Annotated in this window: 18 protein-coding genes; 3 read left to right on the top strand and 15 right to left on the bottom strand. The window is 62.7% G+C overall.

Going from position 1 to position 20887, the window contains the following annotated elements; all coding sequences use genetic code 11:
* Positions 1–57 precede the first annotated feature (57 nt).
* The 15 genes from NTU39_RS23395 to NTU39_RS23325 all read right to left on the bottom strand — a co-directional run bounded on the left by NTU39_RS23395 (position 58) and on the right by NTU39_RS23325 (position 15120).
* Positions 58–960, bottom strand: coding sequence for a M48 family metallopeptidase (locus NTU39_RS23395; RefSeq protein ID WP_150666685.1), 903 nt, complete (start codon positions 958–960; stop codon positions 58–60).
* A gap of 87 nt (positions 961–1047) precedes the next feature.
* On the bottom strand, positions 1048–1824 hold the full coding sequence (locus NTU39_RS23390; protein WP_150666671.1) for a lysophospholipid acyltransferase family protein: 777 nt from the start codon (positions 1822–1824) through the stop codon (positions 1048–1050).
* A gap of 120 nt (positions 1825–1944) precedes the next feature.
* Positions 1945–2529: a D-glycero-beta-D-manno-heptose 1,7-bisphosphate 7-phosphatase gene (gene gmhB, locus NTU39_RS23385; protein WP_150666670.1), complete on the bottom strand. Its 585-nt coding sequence runs from the start codon at positions 2527–2529 to the stop codon at positions 1945–1947.
* A gap of 27 nt (positions 2530–2556) precedes the next feature.
* Positions 2557–4677: a glycine--tRNA ligase subunit beta gene (gene glyS / locus NTU39_RS23380; protein WP_150666669.1), complete on the bottom strand. Its 2121-nt coding sequence runs from the start codon at positions 4675–4677 to the stop codon at positions 2557–2559.
* A complete protein-coding gene (gene glyQ, locus NTU39_RS23375; RefSeq protein ID WP_150666668.1) occupies positions 4674–5624 on the bottom strand; it encodes a glycine--tRNA ligase subunit alpha in 951 nt (316 codons plus the stop codon). Before glyQ ends, glyS begins: the two co-directional genes overlap by 4 nt.
* Positions 5625–5830: 206 nt before the next feature.
* Positions 5831–7378, bottom strand: coding sequence for an apolipoprotein N-acyltransferase (gene lnt / locus NTU39_RS23370; protein ID WP_257958686.1), 1548 nt, complete (start codon positions 7376–7378; stop codon positions 5831–5833).
* Positions 7379–7402: 24 nt separating this feature from the next.
* Entirely contained in the window at positions 7403–8278 is an 876-nt protein-coding gene (locus tag NTU39_RS23365) for a CorC family transporter (RefSeq protein WP_150666666.1), read from the bottom strand.
* 185 nt (positions 8279–8463) lie between these two features.
* Positions 8464–9159, bottom strand: coding sequence for a gamma-glutamylcyclotransferase (locus NTU39_RS23360; RefSeq protein WP_257958685.1), 696 nt, complete (start codon positions 9157–9159; stop codon positions 8464–8466).
* A 20-nt stretch (positions 9160–9179) separates the two neighbouring features.
* Positions 9180–9692, bottom strand: a complete 513-nt coding sequence (gene ybeY / locus NTU39_RS23355) for an rRNA maturation RNase YbeY (protein ID WP_257958683.1) — start codon at positions 9690–9692, stop codon at positions 9180–9182.
* A complete protein-coding gene (locus NTU39_RS23350) occupies positions 9689–10765 on the bottom strand; it encodes a PhoH family protein (RefSeq protein ID WP_174985168.1) in 1077 nt (358 codons plus the stop codon). Before NTU39_RS23350 ends, ybeY begins: the two co-directional genes overlap by 4 nt.
* A 50-nt stretch (positions 10766–10815) precedes the next feature.
* The gene (gene miaB, locus NTU39_RS23345) at positions 10816–12159 is read right to left on the bottom strand and encodes a tRNA (N6-isopentenyl adenosine(37)-C2)-methylthiotransferase MiaB (protein WP_150666663.1); all 1344 of its coding nucleotides are present in this window, start codon (positions 12157–12159) and stop codon (positions 10816–10818) included.
* A gap of 237 nt (positions 12160–12396) precedes the next feature.
* Positions 12397–13350 (bottom strand): metal ABC transporter solute-binding protein, Zn/Mn family, encoded by a 954-nt coding sequence (locus NTU39_RS23340; RefSeq protein ID WP_150666662.1) that lies wholly within the window; start codon positions 13348–13350, stop codon positions 12397–12399.
* Between the two features lie 11 nt (positions 13351–13361).
* Positions 13362–14225, bottom strand: coding sequence for a metal ABC transporter permease (locus NTU39_RS23335; RefSeq protein WP_150666661.1), 864 nt, complete (start codon positions 14223–14225; stop codon positions 13362–13364).
* Positions 14222–15001 carry a metal ABC transporter ATP-binding protein gene (locus NTU39_RS23330; RefSeq protein WP_150666660.1) on the bottom strand — a complete coding sequence of 260 codons (780 nt, stop codon included), beginning with the start codon at positions 14999–15001 and terminating at the stop codon, positions 14222–14224. The genes NTU39_RS23335 and NTU39_RS23330 overlap by 4 nt, the downstream gene beginning before the upstream one ends.
* Positions 14998–15120, bottom strand: a complete 123-nt coding sequence (locus NTU39_RS23325; RefSeq protein ID WP_257125706.1) for a hypothetical protein — start codon at positions 15118–15120, stop codon at positions 14998–15000. The genes NTU39_RS23330 and NTU39_RS23325 overlap by 4 nt, the downstream gene beginning before the upstream one ends.
* A gap of 953 nt (positions 15121–16073) precedes the next feature.
* On the opposite strand from NTU39_RS23325, the gene NTU39_RS23320 reads away from it, so the two are divergent.
* Genes NTU39_RS23320 through NTU39_RS23310 form a run of 3 tightly spaced genes read left to right on the top strand, consistent with a single transcriptional unit; the run spans position 16074 to position 20880 of the window.
* Complete coding sequence (locus NTU39_RS23320; RefSeq protein ID WP_150575965.1) at positions 16074–17996, top strand: PrkA family serine protein kinase; 1923 nt, start codon at positions 16074–16076, stop codon at positions 17994–17996.
* Positions 17997–18014: 18 nt separating this feature from the next.
* Positions 18015–19277 carry a YeaH/YhbH family protein gene (locus tag NTU39_RS23315; RefSeq protein WP_046289793.1) on the top strand — a complete coding sequence of 421 codons (1263 nt, stop codon included), beginning with the start codon at positions 18015–18017 and terminating at the stop codon, positions 19275–19277.
* A 58-nt stretch (positions 19278–19335) separates the two neighbouring features.
* Positions 19336–20880 carry a SpoVR family protein gene (locus NTU39_RS23310; RefSeq protein ID WP_150666659.1) on the top strand — a complete coding sequence of 515 codons (1545 nt, stop codon included), beginning with the start codon at positions 19336–19338 and terminating at the stop codon, positions 20878–20880.
* Positions 20881–20887 lie beyond the last annotated feature (7 nt).

Raw genomic sequence — 20887 nt, 5'->3', positions numbered from 1 at the left:
CATTCATGTTGCGTTGAGAAATTTTTTGCTTTTGATGTAAAGCCTTGCGACGTTCGCTCAGAATTCAGGCAACCACTCGGGCGCATGTGATTTGAGCGTATCGCGGGCGGCTTCGAACTCCGGGAAGATCGACGCCACGGCCTGCCAGAAGCGTGGCCCGTGGTTCATCTCCTTCAAATGCGCCAGTTCGTGCGCCACAACGTAATCGATCACACCCAGCGGGAAGTGGATCAGTCGCCAGTTCAGGCGAATGCGTCCGTCGGCGCTGCAACTCCCCCAGCGCGTCGTCGCCGACGACAGCCCGAGCGCGGTGTAGCGCACGCCCAGTCGCTCGCCGTAGACGTCGAGGCGCGACGTAAAGAGCTTGCGTGCTTCCTGCTGCAACCAGCCCTGTACACGGTCGCGCATCTGTTCGGGGGCGGCTTGCGGCGGCAGATCGAGCCACAGCGTGTGTGTGTGGATGTCGTACTGCGCGGCACCTGAGCGTCCGCCAAGACGGACTGTCAGCGTGTGGCCCAGGTAGGGCAGCGATGCGCCGTCGACCCACGTCACACGCGGAATCACCCGGCGCGCGGCGCGTTCGCGGAATTCGGCGATCTTGCTGAAGATCCAGCGCTTCTTTTCGACGACAGCGGCTTCCACGTCCGCAATCGTGACCCAGCGCGGGGCGGTCACGGCCAGCCCCGATTCGTCGATCATGAAGCCGATGGTGCGGCGCGAGGAGCGCTTGAAACGGTAGTAGAGCGCGTGGCCGTCGAGCATGATGACGCGCTCGCCCGGCGCGGGTGCGCGACGCGGTCCGGCACCGGGGGCGAGCGATGCGGAATCGCTCGCGAGGGCTGTGGGCGCCGCAGTGTGAGCGGGCGCGCCGGTCGTGGCAGGTCCGGTCGAAGCTAACGGGGCGTCGGTGGCGACACCGTTGGCTTCGGCCGCTGGGCTGCCGAACAGATCGAGTTCCATCTGGGGTGCAGGGGTCTCATGCCGGGAGCGGCTATCGTGTGTGGCGGGTTGGGCTTTCGACATGAGACGGTCTCGCGTGAGGCGCAGTCAGGTCCGGGGCGTCGCGTCGGAGGTATCAGACGCGCTCGCCCTCGGTTTCGACGTATAAGCGGCGGGGTCGATACGTATCATCTCGCGCTCGATCCACTCGGCGACATCGGCGTTGACGGCTTCGGCCGTACGGCCTGCCGTCTCGATGACCGGACCGATCGAGACGATCACTTCCCCGGGAAATTTCATGAACGAGTTGCGCGGCCAGACACGTCCGGCATTATGTGCAATCGGCACGACAGGGGCGCCGGTCGCGGTCGCCAGACGCGCGCCGCCCGACTTGTATTTGTTACGCGAGCCGGTTTTCGTACGCGTACCTTCCGGGAACATGATGATCCACGACCCTTCCGACAGACGCTCGCGCCCTTGCTTCACGACCGATGCGAAGGCATCCGTACCCTTGCGGCGATCGATGTGAATCATGCTCAGCAGGCCCAGTGCCCAGCCGAAGAAAGGCACGTACAGCAACTCACGCTTGAATACGAAGCACAGCGGGCGCGGCATCAGCGCTGGCAGTGCCACCGTCTCCCATGCCGATTGATGCTTCGACAGAATGATCGCAGGCGTATCGGGCAGGTTTTCCCAGCCGATCACGCGATAGCGAATGCCGCAGAGCTTGTCGCCGACGCAAATCACGACTTTGCACCAGCCCACCGCGAACCAGTAGCGCTGCACCCGCGACAGGAACGGGAACGACAAGATGCACGCAATGGCGTACGGAATCGTCCAGACGATCTGGAAGATGAAGAAGAGAATCGAGCGGAGTTGACGCATGGGGTTTCGGGCCTGGAATCGATCGCCTTCGCGAGGTTTGCGCGTGACCGCGTCATCGTACGCGCGGCGGGGCGGCAGTTTAGCGAGGGCAGGGCGGTCGTTGTGCGATAGCGAGTGGGGTTACGCGTCCTCGTCGGCAAGCAGATCGTTGACGAACGCCGCCAGACTATCGTGCACGCGCGTACCGTCGGGCAGGTTGCCTGCGGCGAGCGTTTTCTTGCCCTTGCCGGTGAGCACCAGATGCGGCTGCGCGCCCACGGCCGCAGCCGCCTGAAGATCGCGCAGCGAATCGCCCACGGCCGGCACGCCGGTCAGGTCGACTTCGTAGCGTCGCGCGATTTCCTGGAACAGACCGGGCTTGGGCTTGCGGCAGTCGCAGGCATCCACCGAGGTATGCGGACAGAAGAACACGGCGTCGATGCGTCCGCCGGCGGCCGCCGCCAGCTTCGACATCTTCGCGTGCATCGCACCGAGCGTCGCCATGTCGAAAAGACCGCGCCCCACACCCGACTGGTTCGTCGCGACGACCACACGGTATCCGGCCTGATTCAGCCGGCCGATGGCCTCGAGACTGCCGGGCAGCGGCACCCACTCGTCCGTCGACTTGATGAATTGATCCGAGTCGGCGTTGATCACGCCGTCCCGGTCGAGAATCACGAGTTTTCGGGCGGCGGGGCCGAGGGTGCGATCTTTGCGCGAATCCATGAGTAGCTCAGTTGACTCGTTGGAACATCAGGCGGCGAGCTTCGAGAGATCGGCCACGCGGTTCATCTGGAAGTGCAGGTTCTTGAGCAACGCGAGGCGGTTGTTGCGCAACGCGTCCTCCTCGGCCATCACCATCACGTCGTTGAAGAACGCATCGACCGCATCGCGCAGCTCGGCCAGCGCGGAGAGCGCCTGCGCGTACTCGCGTGCTTCGAACTTCTGCTCGACCACCGGAGTGACCTTTTCGAGGGCAGCGTGAAGCGACTTCTCGGCCGATTCCAGCAGCAGGTCCGGCGAAATCGTGCCGTCGGCCGGCGGGGCCGTCTTCTTCAGGATGTTACCGATACGCTTGTTCGCCGCAGCAAGGGCTTCGGCTTGCGGCAGCGCCGAGAAGGCGCGCACGGCATCCAGACGCTCGATCAGATCGCCGAGATATTTCGGGTGATCGGCCAGCACCGCTTCGATCTCATTGGCGGCATAACCCTGCTCTCGCAGGTAGCCGCGCAGGCGGTCGAGCACGAACTGGTAGACGTCGTTCAGGTAAGCGGAATCGGCCACGCCCGTGGTGAACTGCTTGTACGTGACGTTCAGCAGCTCCGGCAGCATCACCGGCAGACGCTTCTCGATGAGCATACGCACGATGCCCAGTGCGTGACGGCGCAGCGCGAACGGGTCTTTCTCGCCCGTCGGTTGCAGGCCGATGCCCCAGATACCGACCAGCGTTTCGAGCTTGTCGGCCAGTGCCACCACCGTACCGGTGGTGCTGGTGGGCAGGGCGTCGCCAGCAAAGCGCGGCTGATAGTGTTCCGAGCAGGCCAGCGCGACGTCGGCCGCTTCGCCGTCATGACGTGCGTAGTACGTGCCCATCGTGCCTTGCAATTCGGGGAACTCGCCGACCATGTCGGTCAGCAGGTCGGCTTTGGCCAGCAGTGCGCCGCGCTCGGCGAGTTTCACGCCATCCTGATCTGCGCCGATCATGTGCGCGATCGCACCGGCGAGCTTCACCAGACGCTGCGTGCGCTCGAACTGCGAGCCCAGCTTGTTGTGATACACGACGTTCGCGAGCAGCGGCACGCGATCGGCCAGCGGCTTCTTCTTGTCCTGCTCGAAGAAGAACTTCGCATCGGCCAGACGCGGACGCACCACACGCTCGTTACCCGTCACGATCTGCTCGGGGTTGCCCGTCTCGATGTTGGAGACGATCAGGAAGCGGTTCGTCAGACGGCCACCGTCGGCCAGCGGCTTGTCGGTGAGCGCGAAATACTTCTGGTTCGTCTGCATCGTGAGAATCAGACATTCCTGCGGCACTGCCAGGAATTCCTTCTCGAAGTGGCAGGCGTAGATCGCGGGCCATTCGACGAGTGCGGTCACTTCGTCGAGCAGCGAGTCCGGCATCACCACGTGATCGTTACCGGCGGCGGCGAGCAGTTGCGTGCGGATCGCGTTGCGACGGCCCGTGAAGCTCGCTACGACCTTACCTTCGGTCTCAAGCGTGGCGGCGTAGGCGTCGGCATTGGCGACGGTGACCTCACCCTTCGACAGGAAGCGATGGCCCAGCGTCTTGTTGCCCGAGGCGAGACCGATGGCCGTTGCGGGCACGAGCGTGTCGCCGTGCAGCGCAATCAGGCCGTGCACCGGACGCACGAACTGCACCGTCTCGCCATCCGGGCGCTGATAGCTCATGACCTTCGGAATCGGCAGCTTGCCGAGCGTTTCGTCGAGCGAGGCTTGCAGCGCGTCGGCCAGTTGGGCGCCGGCAGCGGTGTAGGTGTGGAAGAAGGCTTCGGCCTTGCCATCCATCGCGCGCTCCAGGCTCGCGACCGGCAGGTCGGCGAAGCCCATCGCCGCGAGTTTCTTCGCGAGCGGCGGGGTGGGGTTGCCGTTGGCGTCGAGTGCGACGGACACCGGCAGCACCTTGGCGCGAATGGTGGCGTCCGGGGCGCGGTCGAGCACGTTCGTGATCGAGACGGCCAGACGGCGCGGCGTGGCGAACGGCGTGACGACGCTGGCGTGCGTGGTGAGCCCGCGCGTGCGCAGGCCGTTGGCGATGCCGTCGGCAAACGCGTCGCCCAGACGCGCCAGCGCCTTCGGCGGCAGTTCTTCGGTCAGCAGTTCGACCAGCAGGGTGCGTTGTGCGGTGCTCATCATGCGGGTTGCGTTTTGACTGATGTTTTGTTCGGGGCGGCGGGGGCGTTCAGCATCGGGAAGCCGAGCTTTTCGCGCGAAGCGTAGTAGGCCTGTGCAATCAGGCGCGACAGCGCGCGGATACGGCCAATATACGCCGCGCGCTCGGTCACCGAGATGGCACCGCGCGCGTCGAGCAGGTTGAAGGTGTGTGCTGCCTTGAGAATCATCTCGTAGGCGGGCAACGCCAGTTCGGCTTCGATGAGACGCTTGGCTTCGCTCTCGTAGTTGTCGAAGAAGCTGAACAGCATCGGCTGGTTCGAGTGCTCGAAGTTGTACGTCGACTGTTCCACTTCGTTCTGATGGAACACGTCGCCGTAAGTCAGGCGGCGCTTGACCGGGCCGTCGACCGTTTGCTCTTCCCACTCGGTCCATACGAGGTCGTAGACGTTCTCGACCTGTTGCAGATACATCGCCAGACGCTCGATGCCGTACGTGATTTCGCCGAGCACCGGCTTGCAGTCGAGGCCACCCACTTGCTGGAAGTAGGTGAATTGCGTGACTTCCATGCCGTTCAACCACACTTCCCAGCCCAGACCCCAGGCGCCGAGCGTGGGGTTTTCCCAGTCGTCTTCGACGAAGCGCACGTCGTTTTGGGTCAGATCGAGACCGAGCGCGCGCAGCGAGCCCAGATACAGGTCGAGGATGTTTTCCGGGGCCGGCTTGAGCACCACCTGGTACTGGTAGTAGTGCTGCATGCGGTTCGGGTTCTCACCGTAACGGCCATCCTTGGGACGGCGCGACGGCTGCACATAGGCAGCGCGCCACGGCTCCGGGCCGATCGCGCGCAGGAACGTGGCAGTGTGCGAGGTACCGGCGCCGACCTCCATGTCGTAAGGCTGGAGCAACGCACAGCCTTGCTTGTCCCAGTAATCCTGCAACGTCAGGATGACTTGTTGAAAGGTAAGCATGATGAATTCGCGCGGACGAACAGGAAAAAATGCGGATTTTGCGCAGTCTTTCGGCCCGGCCGCGAGCGCGGCCAAAAGACTAAAACGTTGAATTTTAGCGGGAATTCGACCCGAACGGGGCGCCGATGGCCCCGGGGTGGCACGACAGGGGGATTTTCACGTCCCCCTGTGTCGTTTTGACGATGCGACGCTGGCCGTTTTGCCGGTTAGCGCGAGCGACGCGTCATGGCCAGACCGAGGCCCAGCGCGATGAGCGCGAGCACCAGCGCAGGCACATTACCGAAGCGCACGTACGGCGTGAGCCCGGTGTAAGGCTGGACGTTGCCCGTGAGCGCACCGACCGTCATCGCGGGCAGACGCCCCTGCACGTGGCCATGCGCATCGATGATCGCCGTCGCGCCGGTGTTCGTCGCACGCAGCATCGGGCGTCCCGTCTCAAGCGTGCGCATGCGGGCGATCTGCAAGTGCTGATCGAGCGCGATGGTGTCGCCGAACCACGCGAGGTTGGTCGAGTTCACGAGCACCGTGGCCGGTTCCGGCATGTTGCGCAGGGCCTGCGCGATTTCCTCGCCGAACAAATCCTCGTAGCAGATGTTCATCGCGACACGCTGGTCGCGCACCGGGAAGCCGCTCGGCGTGGCGCTACCGCGCAGGAAATCGCCCAGCGGGATGTGCATCATGTCGACGAACCAGCGAAAGCCCCACGGCACGAACTCGCCGAAAGGCACGAGATGGTGTTTGTCGTAGCGGTAGAGCGTCTGGTCGCGCGGCGTGACGCCGAACAGGCTGTTGGTGAAGTCGGTGGGGCCGCGATCGGTGATCGTTGCGCCGACCGCGCCCAGCACGACGTGCGAGCCAGTGCGGTCCGCAAACTCGCGGATCGGTGCAGCGACGTCCGTCGGAATGCCTTGCAACAGTACGGGGAACGCCGTCTCCGGCGTCACGATGAGATCGGCCGGTGCGGCCAGGATCATGTCGCGATAAAGCGCCATGGCGTGATCGATGCCCGCGCGCTCGAATTTCATGTCCTGCGGGATATTGCCCTGAAGCAGCCGAACGGTCAGTGGTTTGCCCGAGGGTGTGGTCCATTCGTGACGCGACAGACCGACGCCCACGCCCAGCAGCGCCAGTACGCCGATCACAGCGGCGAGACGACGCGCCGCCGCCGTCGTCGCGACGACGGGCAGCAGGGCTCGCGCGAGCATGGCCGCTGCCAGCGCAGCGAGGCCGGTAATGCCGTACACGCCGAGCAGTGGGGCGAAGCCTGCGAGCGGGCCGTCGACATGGGCGTAGCCGGGCGAGAGCCAGGGGAACCCGGTGAAGACGGTGCCGCGCAGCCATTCGGCGAGCGTCCAGGCCCCGGCGAAGGCCAACGCACGCCACGGGCCGGTGGCAGGCACGGCACGCGTGACGAACGCGGCGAGCGCCGGATAGACCGCCAGATAGATCGAGAACAGAACGACTGCCGCACCGGCCATGACACCGGGCATGCCGCCGTAGGTGTGCATGCTGATGTAGAGCCACCAGATGCCGGAGACGAACGAGGTGAGGCCGAAACTGCCGCCCAGCCAGAGGGCGTTACGTCGTGAGCCGCTGCGCTCGACGAGCGCGAACAACCCCGCCATCGCGAGCAATTGCAGCCACCAGAGGTCGCGTGGCGCGAACGCCAGCGTTTGTGCGATACCGGCCAGACCGGCGAGCGCACGGGCACGCCAGGCCGGCCACGAGCGCCGCTCGGGCGCGTGGACGGTCATTTCCTGCATGGATCGATGAGTGAGTTACTCGGGCTGAACGGCGGGTGCCGGCTCCACGCGCCGCAACAGCAGCATGTGGACCTGACGGCCGTCGGCGCGCAGCACTTCGAACACGAGATTGCCGATGCGCAGACGTTCGCCACGGCGCGGCACACGGCCGAACTGGTGCGTGATCATACCGCCGATCGTGTCGTTTTCGGCATCGACAAACTGCGTGCCGAACGCTTCGTTGAATTGCTCGATTTCCGTGAGCGCACGAATGCGATACGAGCCATCGGGCGCGGCGATGATGTTGTCTTCTTCCTCGTCGAAGTCGTACTCGTCTTCGATGTCGCCGACGATCTGCTCCAGCACGTCTTCAATCGTGATGAGGCCGGCCACGCCGCCGTATTCGTCCACGACGATGGCGATGTGATTGCGATTGACGCGGAAGTCGTGCAGCAGCACGTTCAGACGCTTCGACTCCGGAATGAACACGGCCGGGCGCAGCATGTCGCGCACGTCGAAGTCGTGATTGGCGTAGTAACGCAGCAGATCCTTCGCGAGCAGAATACCGATGATGTTGTCGCGATTGCCCTCGTAGACCGGATAGCGCGAGTGCGCCTGTTCCAGCACGAACGGCATGAATTCTTCAGGGGTCTGTTCGATGTTGATGGCGTCCATCTGCGCGCGCGGCACCATGATGTCGCGGGCACATAGATCGGCCACCTGGAATACGCCCTCGATCATCGCCAGAGAATCGGCGTCCATCAGGTTACGGGCGTGAGCGTCTTGCAGAATTTCGAGCAACTCTGCGCGCGACTCCGGCTCCGGGGAAATCAGATCGGTGAGGCGTTCGAGCAGAGAGCGAGGTTTGTCGGTTTTTTTTGGACCGGGTCGACTGGGATAAGGGTCGTTCATGACGGCGCGTCCAAGTTGGGCGGACGCCGAGCTGTTACAGGAAGCTCAAGGATACACCAGATGTGCGGCATTACCGCGTCAGGCCGACTGCATTGCAACGCTTCGGGCGACACGCACAACGCTGTGCATATTTCAGGACATTTCAGCGCGCCGGATGCTGCATTGTGGTGCGCTCACTTTGGAACTTACTTCGCCTCGCAGCGGCGCAGCACCGCTTCGAGCGCGGGGTCGGGCATGCCCGCTTCGCGCAGCGCCTTGACCGTCCGGGTGACGTAGTCGTGCGTGGTGCCGTAGCGTCCCTGCGCCTGATCGAATACCTGGCGGACGATGGCGTCGGGCAGACGGCCCGCATAGCTCGCCGCCTCGCGTCGCATGACGAAGGCGAGGCCCGGCTTGGTGCGGCCGTCGGCCAGTTGGCAATTCAGCCACATCGGACGATAGGAGCCCATCGCCATTTCCCGATACCAGAGCGTTTCGAATTCCGTGCGGACGTGCTTTGCGGCCAGACGCATGGCCACACCGGCGCACGAACCGCCGCGATCGAGCGCCAGCACGAGTCCCGGCTGCTCCGGCGTGCCGCGATTGACGCGCGACCACAGGTACAGCCCCCGGTGATAGCCGTGCACGCGGGCGCGCAGGCATTCTTCGACGGGCATGCCGGGGTTCCAGATGAGGGAGCCGTAGGCGAAGATCCAGAGGTCTTCACGGCCGTCCCAGCCGACGAGCGCGGCGTCGAGCGATTCGCTCATTTCTTCCGGGCTCAGGTGCCGGGAGACGCCGAGGTCAGGAGGGTACCGGTCGCATCCCGGTCCGCTCGACGTGCTGGCCTGGGGAGCTTCAGGCGCTTCAGGGGCGGTCGGTCGGTCCGGAATGCGTTCCATACGGTTCAGTCGGGTCTCGGTCAGGTGCGGCGGGAAGTTGATTTTTGGGACTGCGACTTCTCGGATGCGTAGGGATCGGCGTAGCCCAGTCCGGCGAGAATCTCCGTCTCCAGGCCTTCCATCTCCTGCGCTTCGTCGTCTTCCTCGTGATCGTAGCCCTGCGCGTGGAGCACGCCGTGCACGATCAGGTGTGCGTAATGGGCTTCGAGCGTAATACCCTGCTCGTTCGCTTCGCGCTCGACCACCGGGCAGCACAGCACGATGTCGCCGGTCACGGGATCGCTTTCGTCCTGTGCATAGGCGAACGTCAGCACGTTCGTGGCGTAGTCCTTGCCGCGATAGCCGCGGTTGAGCGTCTGGCCTTCGTTGGCGTCGACAAAGCGCAGCGTCAGCTCGGCGTCGGCCAGCAGCGCGGCCTGCACCCAGCGACGTACCGCAGTGCGCGTGAGCAGCACCTTGTGCGACGCGAACGCCGGGCCCGCGACGAACTGGCTCGTCAGCGTGAGCGCGTGGCGCACGGCCCGCTCGCTCATGCCTTGCCTCCAGCAGCGCGTGGTTCACGCGGCCCACGGGAGCCGCGCTCGCGGCCTTGTTCCGACGCAGGCAGGTCCAGCCCGGCTTCCAGATGCTGCGCATGTTCGTCGTACGCTTCGACGATGCGTGCGACCAGCGGGTGACGCACGACGTCGACGCTGGTGAAGCGGGTCATGGCGATACCGCGCACGTTCTTCAGAATCACCTGCGCTTCCATCAGGCCGCTCTTCTGGCCGCGCGGCAGGTCGACCTGCGTGGTGTCGCCGGTCACGACGGCCTTGCTGCCGAAGCCGATACGCGTGAGGAACATCTTCATCTGCTCGGGCGTGGTGTTCTGCGCCTCGTCCAGAATGATGAATGCGTGATTGAGCGTACGGCCGCGCATGTACGCGAGCGGCGCGATCTCGATCATCTGCTTCTCGAAGTACTTCTGCGTCTTGTCGAAGCCGAGCAGATCGTAGAGCGCGTCGTACAGCGGACGCAGATACGGATCGACCTTCTGCGCGAGATCGCCCGGCAGGAAACCCAGACGCTCGCCCGCTTCCACTGCGGGGCGCGTGAGCACGATGCGTTTGACGGCGTCGCGCTCAAGGGCGTCGACGGCGCAGGCCACCGCCAGATACGTCTTGCCGGTACCGGCCGGGCCGATGCCGAAGGTCACGTCGTGCGAGAGGATCTGCTTCAGATAGTCGCGCTGTGCGGGCGTGCGGCCGTGCAGGTCGCTGCGGCGCGTGTGCAGCACGGGCGAGCCGTCTTCCGTCTCGCCGGCGGCAAACGGATTGTCGTCGCCATGACGCACGGTCGGCGCCAGCCCCTGACGCGTCTCCACGAGACCCAGCTGGATATCGTCGACGGACAGCGCTTCGGTCGCGCGGTTGTAGAAACTCTCGAGGGCTTGCGTGGCGACGGCGGCGCTCTTGCCGCGAATCGAGAAGCGATGGCCACGGCGGGTGATCGAGACGTCGAGCGCCTGCTCGATCTGACGCAGGTTCTCGTCGAGCGGGCCGCAGAGATTGGCCAGACGGCGATTGTCGTCGCGCGGGGCGGTGAATTCTTGGACGGGTGCTTTCAAGATAATCCGGTCGGTTGCCTGTTCAGGTCGTTCGATGTTCGCTGCGTCGTTCAGTGCGTGGTGACCAGTTCGCCGCGCAGCGAGTGCGGATACGCGAAGGTGATCACAACGTCGGTCATCTGCCCGATCAGCGCTGCGCGCTGTGCCTCGGGGGCCGGGAAGTTGACCACGCGGTTGTTCTCGGTGCGGCCTTGCAGCTCGTTCGGGTCTTTGCGCGACACGCCTTCGACAAGAATACGCTGACGCGAGCCGACCATGCTCTGGCTGATGCGTGCGGCGTTCTCTTCGATCACGGCCTGCAAATGTTGCAGACGGCGCAGCTTCACTTCGCGCGGCGTGTCGTCCTGCAAGTTCGCGGCCGGCGTGCCGGGACGCGGGCTGTAGATGAACGAGAAGCTGGTGTCGTAGCCGATCTCGTGAATCATCGCCATGAGCTTGTCGAAATCCTCTTCCGTCTCGCCGGGGAAGCCGACGATGAAGTCCGACGACATCGACATTTCCGGGCGCACCTGGCGCAGGCGACGGATGATCGACTTGTACTCCAGCACCGTGTAGCCGCGCTTCATGGCCGACAACACGCGGTCGGCGCCGTGCTGCACCGGCAGGTGCAGGTGGCTCACGAGCTTGGGCACTTTGGCGTAGGTGTCGATCAGACGCTGCGTGAATTCCTTCGGATGGCTCGTCGTGTAACGAATGCGTTCGATGCCCGGCACTTCCGCCACATACTCGATGAGCAGCGCGAAGTCGGCGATCTCGCCGTCGGCCATCAGACCGCGATAGGCGTTCACGTTCTGGCCCAGCAGCGTGATTTCACGCACGCCTTGTTCGGCCAGCCCGGCGATTTCGGTGAGCACGTCTTCAAACGGACGCGAGACTTCGTCGCCGCGCGTGTAAGGCACCACGCAGTAGCTGCAATACTTCGAGCAGCCTTCCATGATCGAGACGAACGCCGTAGCACCCTCGACCTTGGCGGGCGGCAGGTGATCGAATTTCTCGATTTCGGGGAAGGAGATGTCGACTTGCGAACGGCCGGTCGAGCGGCGCGCTTCGAGCATCTGGGGCAGGCGGTGCAGCGTTTGCGGGCCGAACACCACGTCCACGTAAGGGGCGCGTTGCACGATGGCCGCGCCTTCCTGACTGGCGACGCAACCGCCGACACCGATCACCAGATCCGGCTTGATTTCCTTGAGGGCGCGCATGCGGCCCAGATCCGAGAACACTTTTTCCTGTGCCTTTTCGCGCACGGAGCAGGTGTTAAAGAGGATGACGTCGGCGTCTTCGGGGGTGTCGGTCTTCTCGAGACCTTCGGCTGCGCCCAGCACGTCCGCCATCTTGTCGGAGTCGTACTCGTTCATCTGACAGCCGAACGTCTTGATGTAAATCTTCTTTGCCATTGAATGTGCGCCGTTCGCAGTGGTTAACCTGGGGGCGTCCGTATTTGTCCGTTGCCGGATGTTTCAGGGGTTCAAAAGGTCAGTCTTCGGTCGTGCAAGAAATGTGACGGCCAAAAGCGACGACCCAAACGCAAAAGCCGGCATGGCCGGCCTGTCCGGACCTCCGTAGCGGGGCCGGTGTGTGGTGCACGCATTATACCGCGTGCACCGAGGGGGAGCGTGGCAGCGCCGGGAGGATTACCGGTTGTCCTTCATCGCAGCGGCGAGCGCCCGGATGTTGTACTGGAACAACTGAAGGTAGGTCGTCGCTTCCGGGTTCTTCGACAAGGCGTCGGAGTACAGCTTGCCGTCCACGGTCACCTTCGCGTCGTGCGCAATGCGTTGCACCAGACGCGGATTGGAGATGTTTTCCATGAAGACGGCCTTGATGCCCGTGCGGCGGATTACGCGGATCAGGTTGGCGACGTCCTTGGCGCTGGCTTCGCTTTCCGTCGACACGCCTTCCGGCGCGAGGAACTTGATGCCGAAACGCTGGCCGAGATAGCCGAAGGCGTCATGCGAGGTCAGCACCACGCGGCGCGACTGCGGAATCGGGGCCAGTTGCTTGTTGGCCCAGACGATCAGGTCGTCGAGCGCGCCGCGATAGTTTTTGGCGCGATCCGCATAGTAGTTCGCGCCTGCCGGGTCGGCCTTCGAGAGGGCGGCGGCGATGTTGTCCGCCATCGTCTTCACGCGCTCGGGATCCTGAAACATGTGCGGATCGGTCACCGTCTTGCCATCGTCGACCATCGTGCGGGCCTTGAGGCCCTTCGTGACCGTGACCAGCTCGCCGGGGTAGTGGCTCGACTTCATCAGGCGGGGCAGCCAGCCTTCGAAGCCCAGACCGTTCACGAAGAACAGCTTCGTGCCCGAGAGTTTGGCGACATCCGCCGGGGTCGGCTCATAGGTGTGCGTGTCCTGATCGGGGCCGACGAGCGTGGTGACGTCCACGCGGTCGCCGCCGACGGCCTTTACGATGTCGGACAGAATACTGAAGCTGGCACTGACGGGCAGGCGCGTGTCCTGCGCGCGCGCCGGGCTGGCGAAGGCGAGGAAAAGCGCAAAAATCACTGCGAAAACTGCAAAGGGACCCGCGCCGAGCCACGATTTGCTGCGCGACGCGTTGCTGCCCCCAAGACCCAATCCGAACATGTTTTCCTCTCTTAAAGCGCAGACGCCTTGGCCGTACTGGCACCGCCAGGCGAAACCAGCAGCGCGCCCAGATAGGCGACGCCTGCCGTCAGAACGATGGCCGGCCCGGAGGGGCAAGCCAGATAGTACGAAAGCAGCAACCCGATCACGCTCGACGCGCTGGCCACCAGCCATGCGGTGAGCAGCATGCCGGGCAGCGTACGGGAGACGAGCCGGGCGGTGGCCGCCGGCAGCATCATCAGGCCCACGGCCATGAGCGTGCCCATCGCCTGGAAACCGGAGACGAGGTTCATGACCGTCAGCACGGTAAAGCCCAGGTGGTAGCGCATCACGCTCTTGCCCTGGCCCTGGCCGAGAAAGGTCGGATCGGCGCTGTCGAGCACCAGACCGCGATAGTGCCAGCCAAACCACAGCAGCGTGACGGTCGTGATGGCCGCCACGAGTATCAGCGACGGGTCGTCCACCGCCAGCACCGAGCCGAACAGCAGGTTCATCAGATCGACGCTGTTGCCCCACTTCGACACGATGACCACACCGCCTGCGAGCGCCAGTAAATAGAAGCCCGCGAACGATGCGCCCTCATCCAGCCGGGTACGGCGGCTCGACAGACCGGCGAGCAACGCCACGAGCAGGCCCGCGATCATGCCACCGCCCGCCATCCACGGCAGCGACAGCCCACCGATCAGATAGCCGACCGCCGCACCTGGCAGCACCGCGTGCGACAGCGAGTCGCCCATCAGGCTCATGCGGCGCAGCAGTAAAAATACGCCCACGGGCGTGCAACCCAGCGACAGGGCCAGACTGCCGACCAGCGCGTGGCGCATGAAGTCGAATTCCGCGAACGGGCCAATGACGAGATCGAGCAGCGCGCTCATCGACGGCCTCCGGGAAACGTGACCGGCGCAGCGGTAATCGACGGTGGCGTGGCGGCAAACGCGGTATAGCCGCCTGCTGTGGAAAGACCCGGATGGGCGCCCCCGGCCGCGCCGTCCACCGACGGGAACCCGCCCTGAAGGCAGGACGCCGGTGTGCCCGACGTCACCAGACGTCCGGCCATCACGGCCACGTGCGCGAAGCGTTCGAGCACCAGCGGCAAATCGTGGAGCACGGTCACAACGGTGCGTCCCTCGTTGCGCCATTGATCCAGCAACGCCAGCAACAGTTCCGCCGACGGTACATCGATGCCGGTCAGCGGTTCGTCCAGCAAAACGATCGGCGCGTCTTCGACGATCAGGCGAGCGAAGCGGGCGCGCTGCCATTGCCCGCCGGACAAGGCTTCCAGCGCCTGTGTGCGCTTGTCGGCGAGGCCCACACGGGCGAGGGCGTCGAGGGCGCGGTCGAACTCGTCGCGGCCGAGGCGACGGGCATCGCCCGTGCGACGCCACGTACCGGTCAGCACGTATTCTTCAACGCACATCGGAAAACGATGGTCGGTCTCGGGGCGTTGCGACAGATAGGCCACGGGGCCGTCGCTGACGATCTTGCCCGTCGTGGCCTTTTGGAGCCCGGCGAGCGCACGCAGCAGGGTGGTTTTGCCGCCGCCGTTGGGTCCGACGACCGCGGACAGCACGCCGGGCGCGAACATGGCGCTTACGTCTTCCAGCGCGACGTTCGGCCCGAAGCGGACCGAGAGATTCTGGCAACCGATCACGGGGCGACCCCTTTCAGCGCCCAGTAAACGAGCGCCCAAAGCGGGACGAGCACCAGCAGCGTGAGCGCCGTGCGTTCCCAGCCTGCGAGACGGTAAAGCCAAACGGAGAAGCGAATCATGGACAGATGGGGCGACGCCCGCACACAGTTTGCAACTGTGTAATAAATGCAACAAAGTTGCATTATTGCACGAATCGTTCCTGGCGCGGTGACGTCGGGGCCAGAGCGAAGATGCGCCGGGTGGGCGTGGGGTCACATCGCGTTACATATCCGCGCAGCAGATTTTGGCGAACGGGCGTAACATGGATTTCAAGCGCGGTCGTCTGGCACGTTGTTCGCTTCATTCCAGAGATCGCCAATTTGCAAGGAGGAGGTTCGTCCGTCAAGACATTCGTCCGTAGTCGACTTTCCATCTGCGACATGCGTGCTCCAGAGCAAGCCAGTCGCACGACCTTCGCGACTTCGCGCAGCCGCGACGCTTCGACAGGAAAGCATCCCCTTCGCGCCCACGTCTTCGCTGTCGTCGACGTCGTTGGGCCGCCCACTTTTTTTCCAGAAAACATTGCACGCGACGCATCTCGTCGGCGTGTGAAATTCGATGAGATAAATAGGAATACTGAATAAATAAACGAATGTCTCAAATGTTTCTTAATGCAGGCAAACCCGAGTGCGCAATGCGTGGGTGGTGGCTGCAAAAGTCGCTCGAAATTCGACCTATCTCGTGCGACATGCGCATTGCGTAGAGTGTGTGCGGAACACGCGGAAACCCTTGCGGGATGCGGGTTATCGAGAATGCTTAGCGCTGCGGAAAATATCTAGCGACAGTTTTTTTGTTTGTGCATATGATGAGTTAACGGTTGCAATTTTCACTGACAAGTTTAAAGTCAACCTAAACCGATTTTGAGTCGTTCATGTGAGGGAGGGGACAGTGCGAAAGGTTTCGCGTCAGTCGCTCCGGCATGCAGTGAGCCAGGTCGAAACCATCGTGCAGTCATCCGGGTCTTAAGCAACAGAGCGGGCATCGTATCGCGGTGTTTTCCGCGGTGTATTCCGATGAGGCGGGGGTGAGGCATATGGATATTTTCAGCCACTACACGACACGTTTCGAAGCACGCAGGGAAGAGGAATACAGCATCCAGGAATATCTGGAGATCTGTAAGAAGGATTCGACTGCGTATGCATCGGCAGCCGAGCGCATGTTGCGCGCCATCGGTGAGCCGGAGCTTATCGACACGCATCACGACCCGCGACTCTCGCGGCTGTTCTCCAACAAGATCATCAAGATCTATCCTGCCTTCCGTGAGTTTTACGGCATGGAAGACACGATCGAGCAAATCGTCTCGTTCTTCAAACACGCGGCGCAGGGCCTCGAAGAGCGCAAACAGATTCTGTATCTGCTCGGGCCTCCGGGCGGCGGCAAGTCGTCGCTGGCAGAGAAACTGAAGGTGTTGATGGAGGATGTCCCCATCTACTGCCTGAAGGGATCGCCGGTGCACGAGTCGCCTCTGGGCCTGTTCTCCTCAGAGGAAGACGGCAAGATTCTCGAGGAGGACTTCGGCATTCCGATGCGGTATCTCAATACGATTCCGTCACCGTGGGCCACCAAGCGTCTTAACGAATTCAACGGCGACATCACCAAGTTCCGCGTCGTGAAGGTGCGTCCGTCGGTGTTGCAGCAGATCGCGATTGCGAAGACCGAACCGGGCGACGAAAACAACCAGGACATCTCGTCGCTGGTCGGTAAGGTCGACATCCGCAAGCTCGAAGAATTTCCGCAGGACGATCCGGACGCCTACTCATACTCCGGCGGCCTCTGCCTGGCCAACCGCGGCCTGCTCGAATTCGTCGAAATGTTCAAGGCGCCGATCAAGGTGCTCCACCCGTTGCTGACCGCTACACAGGAAGGCAATTACAAGGGTACGGAAGGGTTCGGTGCGATTCCGTTCGACGGGATCGTGCTTGCCCACTCGAACGAAGCGGAGTGGCAGAGCTTCAAGGGCAATCGCAACAACGAAGCTTTCCTCGACCGTATCTATATCGTGAAGGTGCCGTACTGCCTGCGCGTGACCGACGAGGTGAAGATTTACGAGAAGCTCGTAAAGAACAGCTCGCTTGCGAACGCCCCGCGCGCGCCGAACGTGCTCAAGATGCTTGCCCAGTTCGCGGTGCTCACGCGTCTGAAAGAGCCCGAGAATTCCAACATCTTCTCCAAGGTCCGTGTCTACGACGGTGAGAACCTCAAGGACATCGATCCGAAGGCCAAGTCGTATCAGGAGTACCGCGACTACGCCGGGGTGGACGAAGGGATGACGGGCATGTCGACGCGTTTCGCCTTCAAGGTGCTCTCGAAGGTCTTCAACTTCGATAACACGGAAGTCGCCGCGAACCCGGTGCACATGCTGTACGTGCTCGAACAGCAGATCGAGCGCGAACAGTATGCGGGAGAAGTCGAGAAGCGCTATCTCGCCTACATCAAGGAATATCTGACGGCACCGTTCGTCGAGTTCATCGGCAAGGAGATTCAGACCGCGTATCTGGAATCGTACTCGGAGTACGGTCAGAACATCTTCGATCGCTACGTGAACTTCGCGGACCTGTGGATTCAGGATCAGGAATATCGCGATCCGAACACCGGAGAAATTCTCGACCGCACCGCGCTCAACGACGAACTGGAGAAAGTCGAAAAGCCGGCCGGGATTACCAATCCGAAAGACTTCCGCAACGAGATCGTCAACTTCGTGCTGCGGGCGCGCGCCAACAACGCGGGCAAGAATCCGCTCTGGACGAGTTACGAAAAGCTGCGCGCGGTGATCGAGAAACGCATGTTCTCGACGACCGAGGATTTGCTGCCGGTGATCTCGTTCAACGCGAAGTCGTCCAAGGAGGATCAGGAAAAGCACGCCAACTTCGTCAACCGGATGGTGGAAAAGGGCTATACCCCGAAGCAGGTTCGCCTGCTTGTGGAATGGTATCTGCGCGTGCGCAAATCCTCGTAGCAACCAATCGGGGCCACTATGTCAGCAATCATCGACAGACGGCAAAACGGCAAGAACAAAAGCGCCATCAATCAGCAGCGTTTCATCAAACGCTATCGCGACCAGATTCGTCGTGCGGTTGCGAAAGCGGTGTCTGGGCGCAAGATCACCGATATCGATGGCAGCGGACAGGTCTCGATCCCGGTCAAGGACATTTCGGAGCCGTTGTTTCACCACGGACCCGGTGGGCGGCGGGAGATGATTCATCCCGGCAACCGCGAGTTCGTGGTGGGCGACAACTTCGAGCGTCCGCCATCGGGCGCAGGGGGCGGCGGCAGTCGCGCCAGCGACTCGGGAGAGGGCGAGGACGATTTCGTCTTCAACCTCTCGCGAGAGGAGTTCCTGAAATTCTTCTTCGAGGACATGGCGCTGCCGGACCTCGCGAAACGTCGGCTTGCCCAGATTCCGGAGTTTCGCAAGGTACGTGCGGGCTATTCCATCGACGGTACGCCGTCGAACCTCAACGTCATTCGCACGATGCGCAGCTCGCTGGGCCGGCGCATCGCGCTCACCGCGCCCTATCGCAAGCAGCTCCGTGAACTCGAAGCCGAGTACGCGGACATCGTCTCGCGCGAGGGAGATACATCGCCCAGAGCCCTGGCGCTCGCGCACGAAATCACGCATCTTCGTACGCGCGTCGAGGCGATTCCTTACATCGAAAAACTCGATCTGCGGTATTCGAACCGCGTCATGCAGCCGCGCCCGCAAGCGCAGGCCGTCATGTTCTGTCTGATGGACGTGTCCGGCTCGATGGACCAGAGCCGTAAGGACCTCGCCAAGCGCTTCTTCATGCTGCTGTATCTGTTCCTGCGGCATAACTACGAGCGCATCGATCTCGTGCTCATCCGTCACCACACCACGGCGAAGGAAGTGAACGAGGACGATTTCTTCTACGCGCGCGAGTCGGGCGGGACGGTGGTGTCCAGCGCACTCAAGCTGATGAACGAGGTCATCGCGGACCGGTATTCGCCGAGCGACTGGAACATCTACGGTGCGCAGGTCTCCGACGGCGATAACTGGGACGGCGACTCGCCGATCTGTCGCGACATCCTGATGCAGTCGATCATGCCGGCCGTGCAGTACTTCGCCTACGTGGAGGTAGCGAGCGCAGAACCGCAGAACCTGTGGAACGAGTACCTGTCGGTCAAGCAGCAGCACTCGAACTTCGCGATGCAACGCATCATGGAGGCGGCCGAAATCTATCCGGTGCTGCACGACTTGTTCAAGAAGAAGGCGGCCTGAGGGCCGTCTCCTAGCGTACCGATACCGGCCCGTGCCGGTACCGAAACGAGGGCGCGTCATGGCGTATATATCCACAGGGTCGGAATGGACGTTCGAGCTGATTCAGCGATACGAGCATGAGATCGCGCGTATCGCCGCCGGCTTCAAACTCGACACGTACCCGAATCAGATCGAGATCATCACCGCCGAGCAGATGCTCGACGCCTATGCGACCGTCGGCCTGCCCATCGGCTATCACCACTGGTCGTACGGCAAGCATTTCCTGTCCTCCGAGCGCGGCTACAAGCGCGGGCAGATGGGCCTGGCGTACGAGATCGTCATCAACTCGAACCCCTGCATCGCGTATCTGATGGAGGAGAACAGTATGACCATGCAGGCGCTGACCATCGCGCATGCCAGCTACGGTCATAACTCGTTCTTCAAGGGCAATTACCTGTTTCGCACGTGGACCAGCGCCGACGCCATCGTCGATTACCTGCTGTTCGCGCGCAACTACATCACCGAGTGCGAACAGCGTTACGGTGAGCAGTCAGTGGAGTTGCTGCTCGACTCCTGCCACGCCCTGATGAACTACGGCGTGGACCGGTACAAGCGGCCGAAGCGTTTGTCGCTCGCGCAGGAGCAGGCGCGACAAAAGGAGCGCGAGAATTATTTGCAGATGCAGATCAACGATCTGTGGCGCACGTTGCCCAATCACGCCCTGCATGACGACGATGAGGACGACGGACTCGATCCCTCCGAATCGGACGAGCCGCCGTTCCCGGGCGAGCCGCAGGAAAACCTGCTGTATTTCTTCGAGAAGAACGCCCCGAAGCTGGCGCCGTGGCAGCGCGAGATCGTGCGCATCGTACGCAAGCTCGCGCAGTACTTCTATCCGCAACGTCAGACCAAAGTCATGAACGAAGGCTGGGCGACGTTCTGGCACTACACGATCCTTCAGCAGCTCTACAAGGAGAAGCTCGTCAACGACGCCTTCATGATGGAGTTCCTGCACGCGCATACGAACGTCGTCTATCAGCCGTCGTTCGACAGCCCGTACTACAGCGGTCTGAATCCGTATGCGCTGGGCTTCGCGATGTTCCAGGACATCCGTCGCATGTGCGAGGAGCCAACCGACGAGGACCGTCTGTGGGCCCCGGATATCGCTGGCTCCGACTGGCTGACGACGCTCGACTTCGCCATGCGCAACTTCAAGGACGAGAGCTTCATTCAGCAGTTCCTCTCGCCCAAGGTGATTCGCGATCTGAAGTTGTTCTCTGTTCTCGACGACGATCGTGACAGCCGCTTGCGTGTGACGGCCATCCACAACGATTCGGGCTATCGCGAGATTCGCGAGATGCTGGCGCAGCAGTACAACCTCAGTCAGCTCGAACCGAATATTCAGGTGGCGCACGTCGATCTGCATGGCGACCGGTCGCTGACGTTGCGGCACGTGCAAAGCGAACGCAAACCGCTCGACGACAGCTTCGAAGAAGTGCTCAAGCACGTGGCGCGTCTGTGGGGCTTTACCGTGCGGCTGGAGACGGTGTTCGAAGACGGCCGCAGCGAAATGACGCACGAGACGAAGGTCGAGAAGCGGCGTCGCTACGCGCTGAGCGCCTGACGGGGGC

This window comes from Pandoraea commovens (assembly GCF_024704525.1).
GTDB classification, from domain to species: domain Bacteria; phylum Pseudomonadota; class Gammaproteobacteria; order Burkholderiales; family Burkholderiaceae; genus Pandoraea; species Pandoraea commovens.
Note: the sequence above shows the minus strand (reverse complement) of the source record. Positions and strands in the feature narration are given on the sequence as shown.

Bases quoted from the DNA above. Each gene is read 5' to 3' on its own strand.
- glyS (WP_150666669.1), bottom strand. From the start codon at position 4,677: ATGATGAGCACCGCACAACGCACCCTGCTGGTCGAACTGCTGACCGAA.
- glyQ (WP_150666668.1), bottom strand. From the start codon at position 5,624: ATGCTTACCTTTCAACAAGTCATCCTGACGTTGCAGGATTACTGGGAC.
- NTU39_RS23390 (WP_150666671.1), bottom strand. From the start codon at position 1,824: ATGCGTCAACTCCGCTCGATTCTCTTCTTCATCTTCCAGATCGTCTGG.
- NTU39_RS23315 (WP_046289793.1), top strand. From the start codon at position 18,015: ATGTCAGCAATCATCGACAGACGGCAAAACGGCAAGAACAAAAGCGCC.
- NTU39_RS23320 (WP_150575965.1), top strand. From the start codon at position 16,074: ATGGATATTTTCAGCCACTACACGACACGTTTCGAAGCACGCAGGGAA.
- gmhB (WP_150666670.1), bottom strand. From the start codon at position 2,529: ATGGATTCGCGCAAAGATCGCACCCTCGGCCCCGCCGCCCGAAAACTC.
- NTU39_RS23360 (WP_257958685.1), bottom strand. From the start codon at position 9,159: ATGGAACGCATTCCGGACCGACCGACCGCCCCTGAAGCGCCTGAAGCT.
- lnt (WP_257958686.1), bottom strand. From the start codon at position 7,378: ATGACCGTCCACGCGCCCGAGCGGCGCTCGTGGCCGGCCTGGCGTGCC.
- NTU39_RS23325 (WP_257125706.1), bottom strand. From the start codon at position 15,120: ATGATTCGCTTCTCCGTTTGGCTTTACCGTCTCGCAGGCTGGGAACGC.
- NTU39_RS23335 (WP_150666661.1), bottom strand. From the start codon at position 14,225: ATGAGCGCGCTGCTCGATCTCGTCATTGGCCCGTTCGCGGAATTCGAC.
- NTU39_RS23310 (WP_150666659.1), top strand. From the start codon at position 19,336: ATGGCGTATATATCCACAGGGTCGGAATGGACGTTCGAGCTGATTCAG.
- NTU39_RS23395 (WP_150666685.1), bottom strand. From the start codon at position 960: ATGGAACTCGATCTGTTCGGCAGCCCAGCGGCCGAAGCCAACGGTGTC.
- NTU39_RS23365 (WP_150666666.1), bottom strand. From the start codon at position 8,278: ATGAACGACCCTTATCCCAGTCGACCCGGTCCAAAAAAAACCGACAAA.
- NTU39_RS23340 (WP_150666662.1), bottom strand. From the start codon at position 13,350: ATGTTCGGATTGGGTCTTGGGGGCAGCAACGCGTCGCGCAGCAAATCG.
- miaB (WP_150666663.1), bottom strand. From the start codon at position 12,159: ATGGCAAAGAAGATTTACATCAAGACGTTCGGCTGTCAGATGAACGAG.
- ybeY (WP_257958683.1), bottom strand. From the start codon at position 9,692: ATGAGCGAGCGGGCCGTGCGCCACGCGCTCACGCTGACGAGCCAGTTC.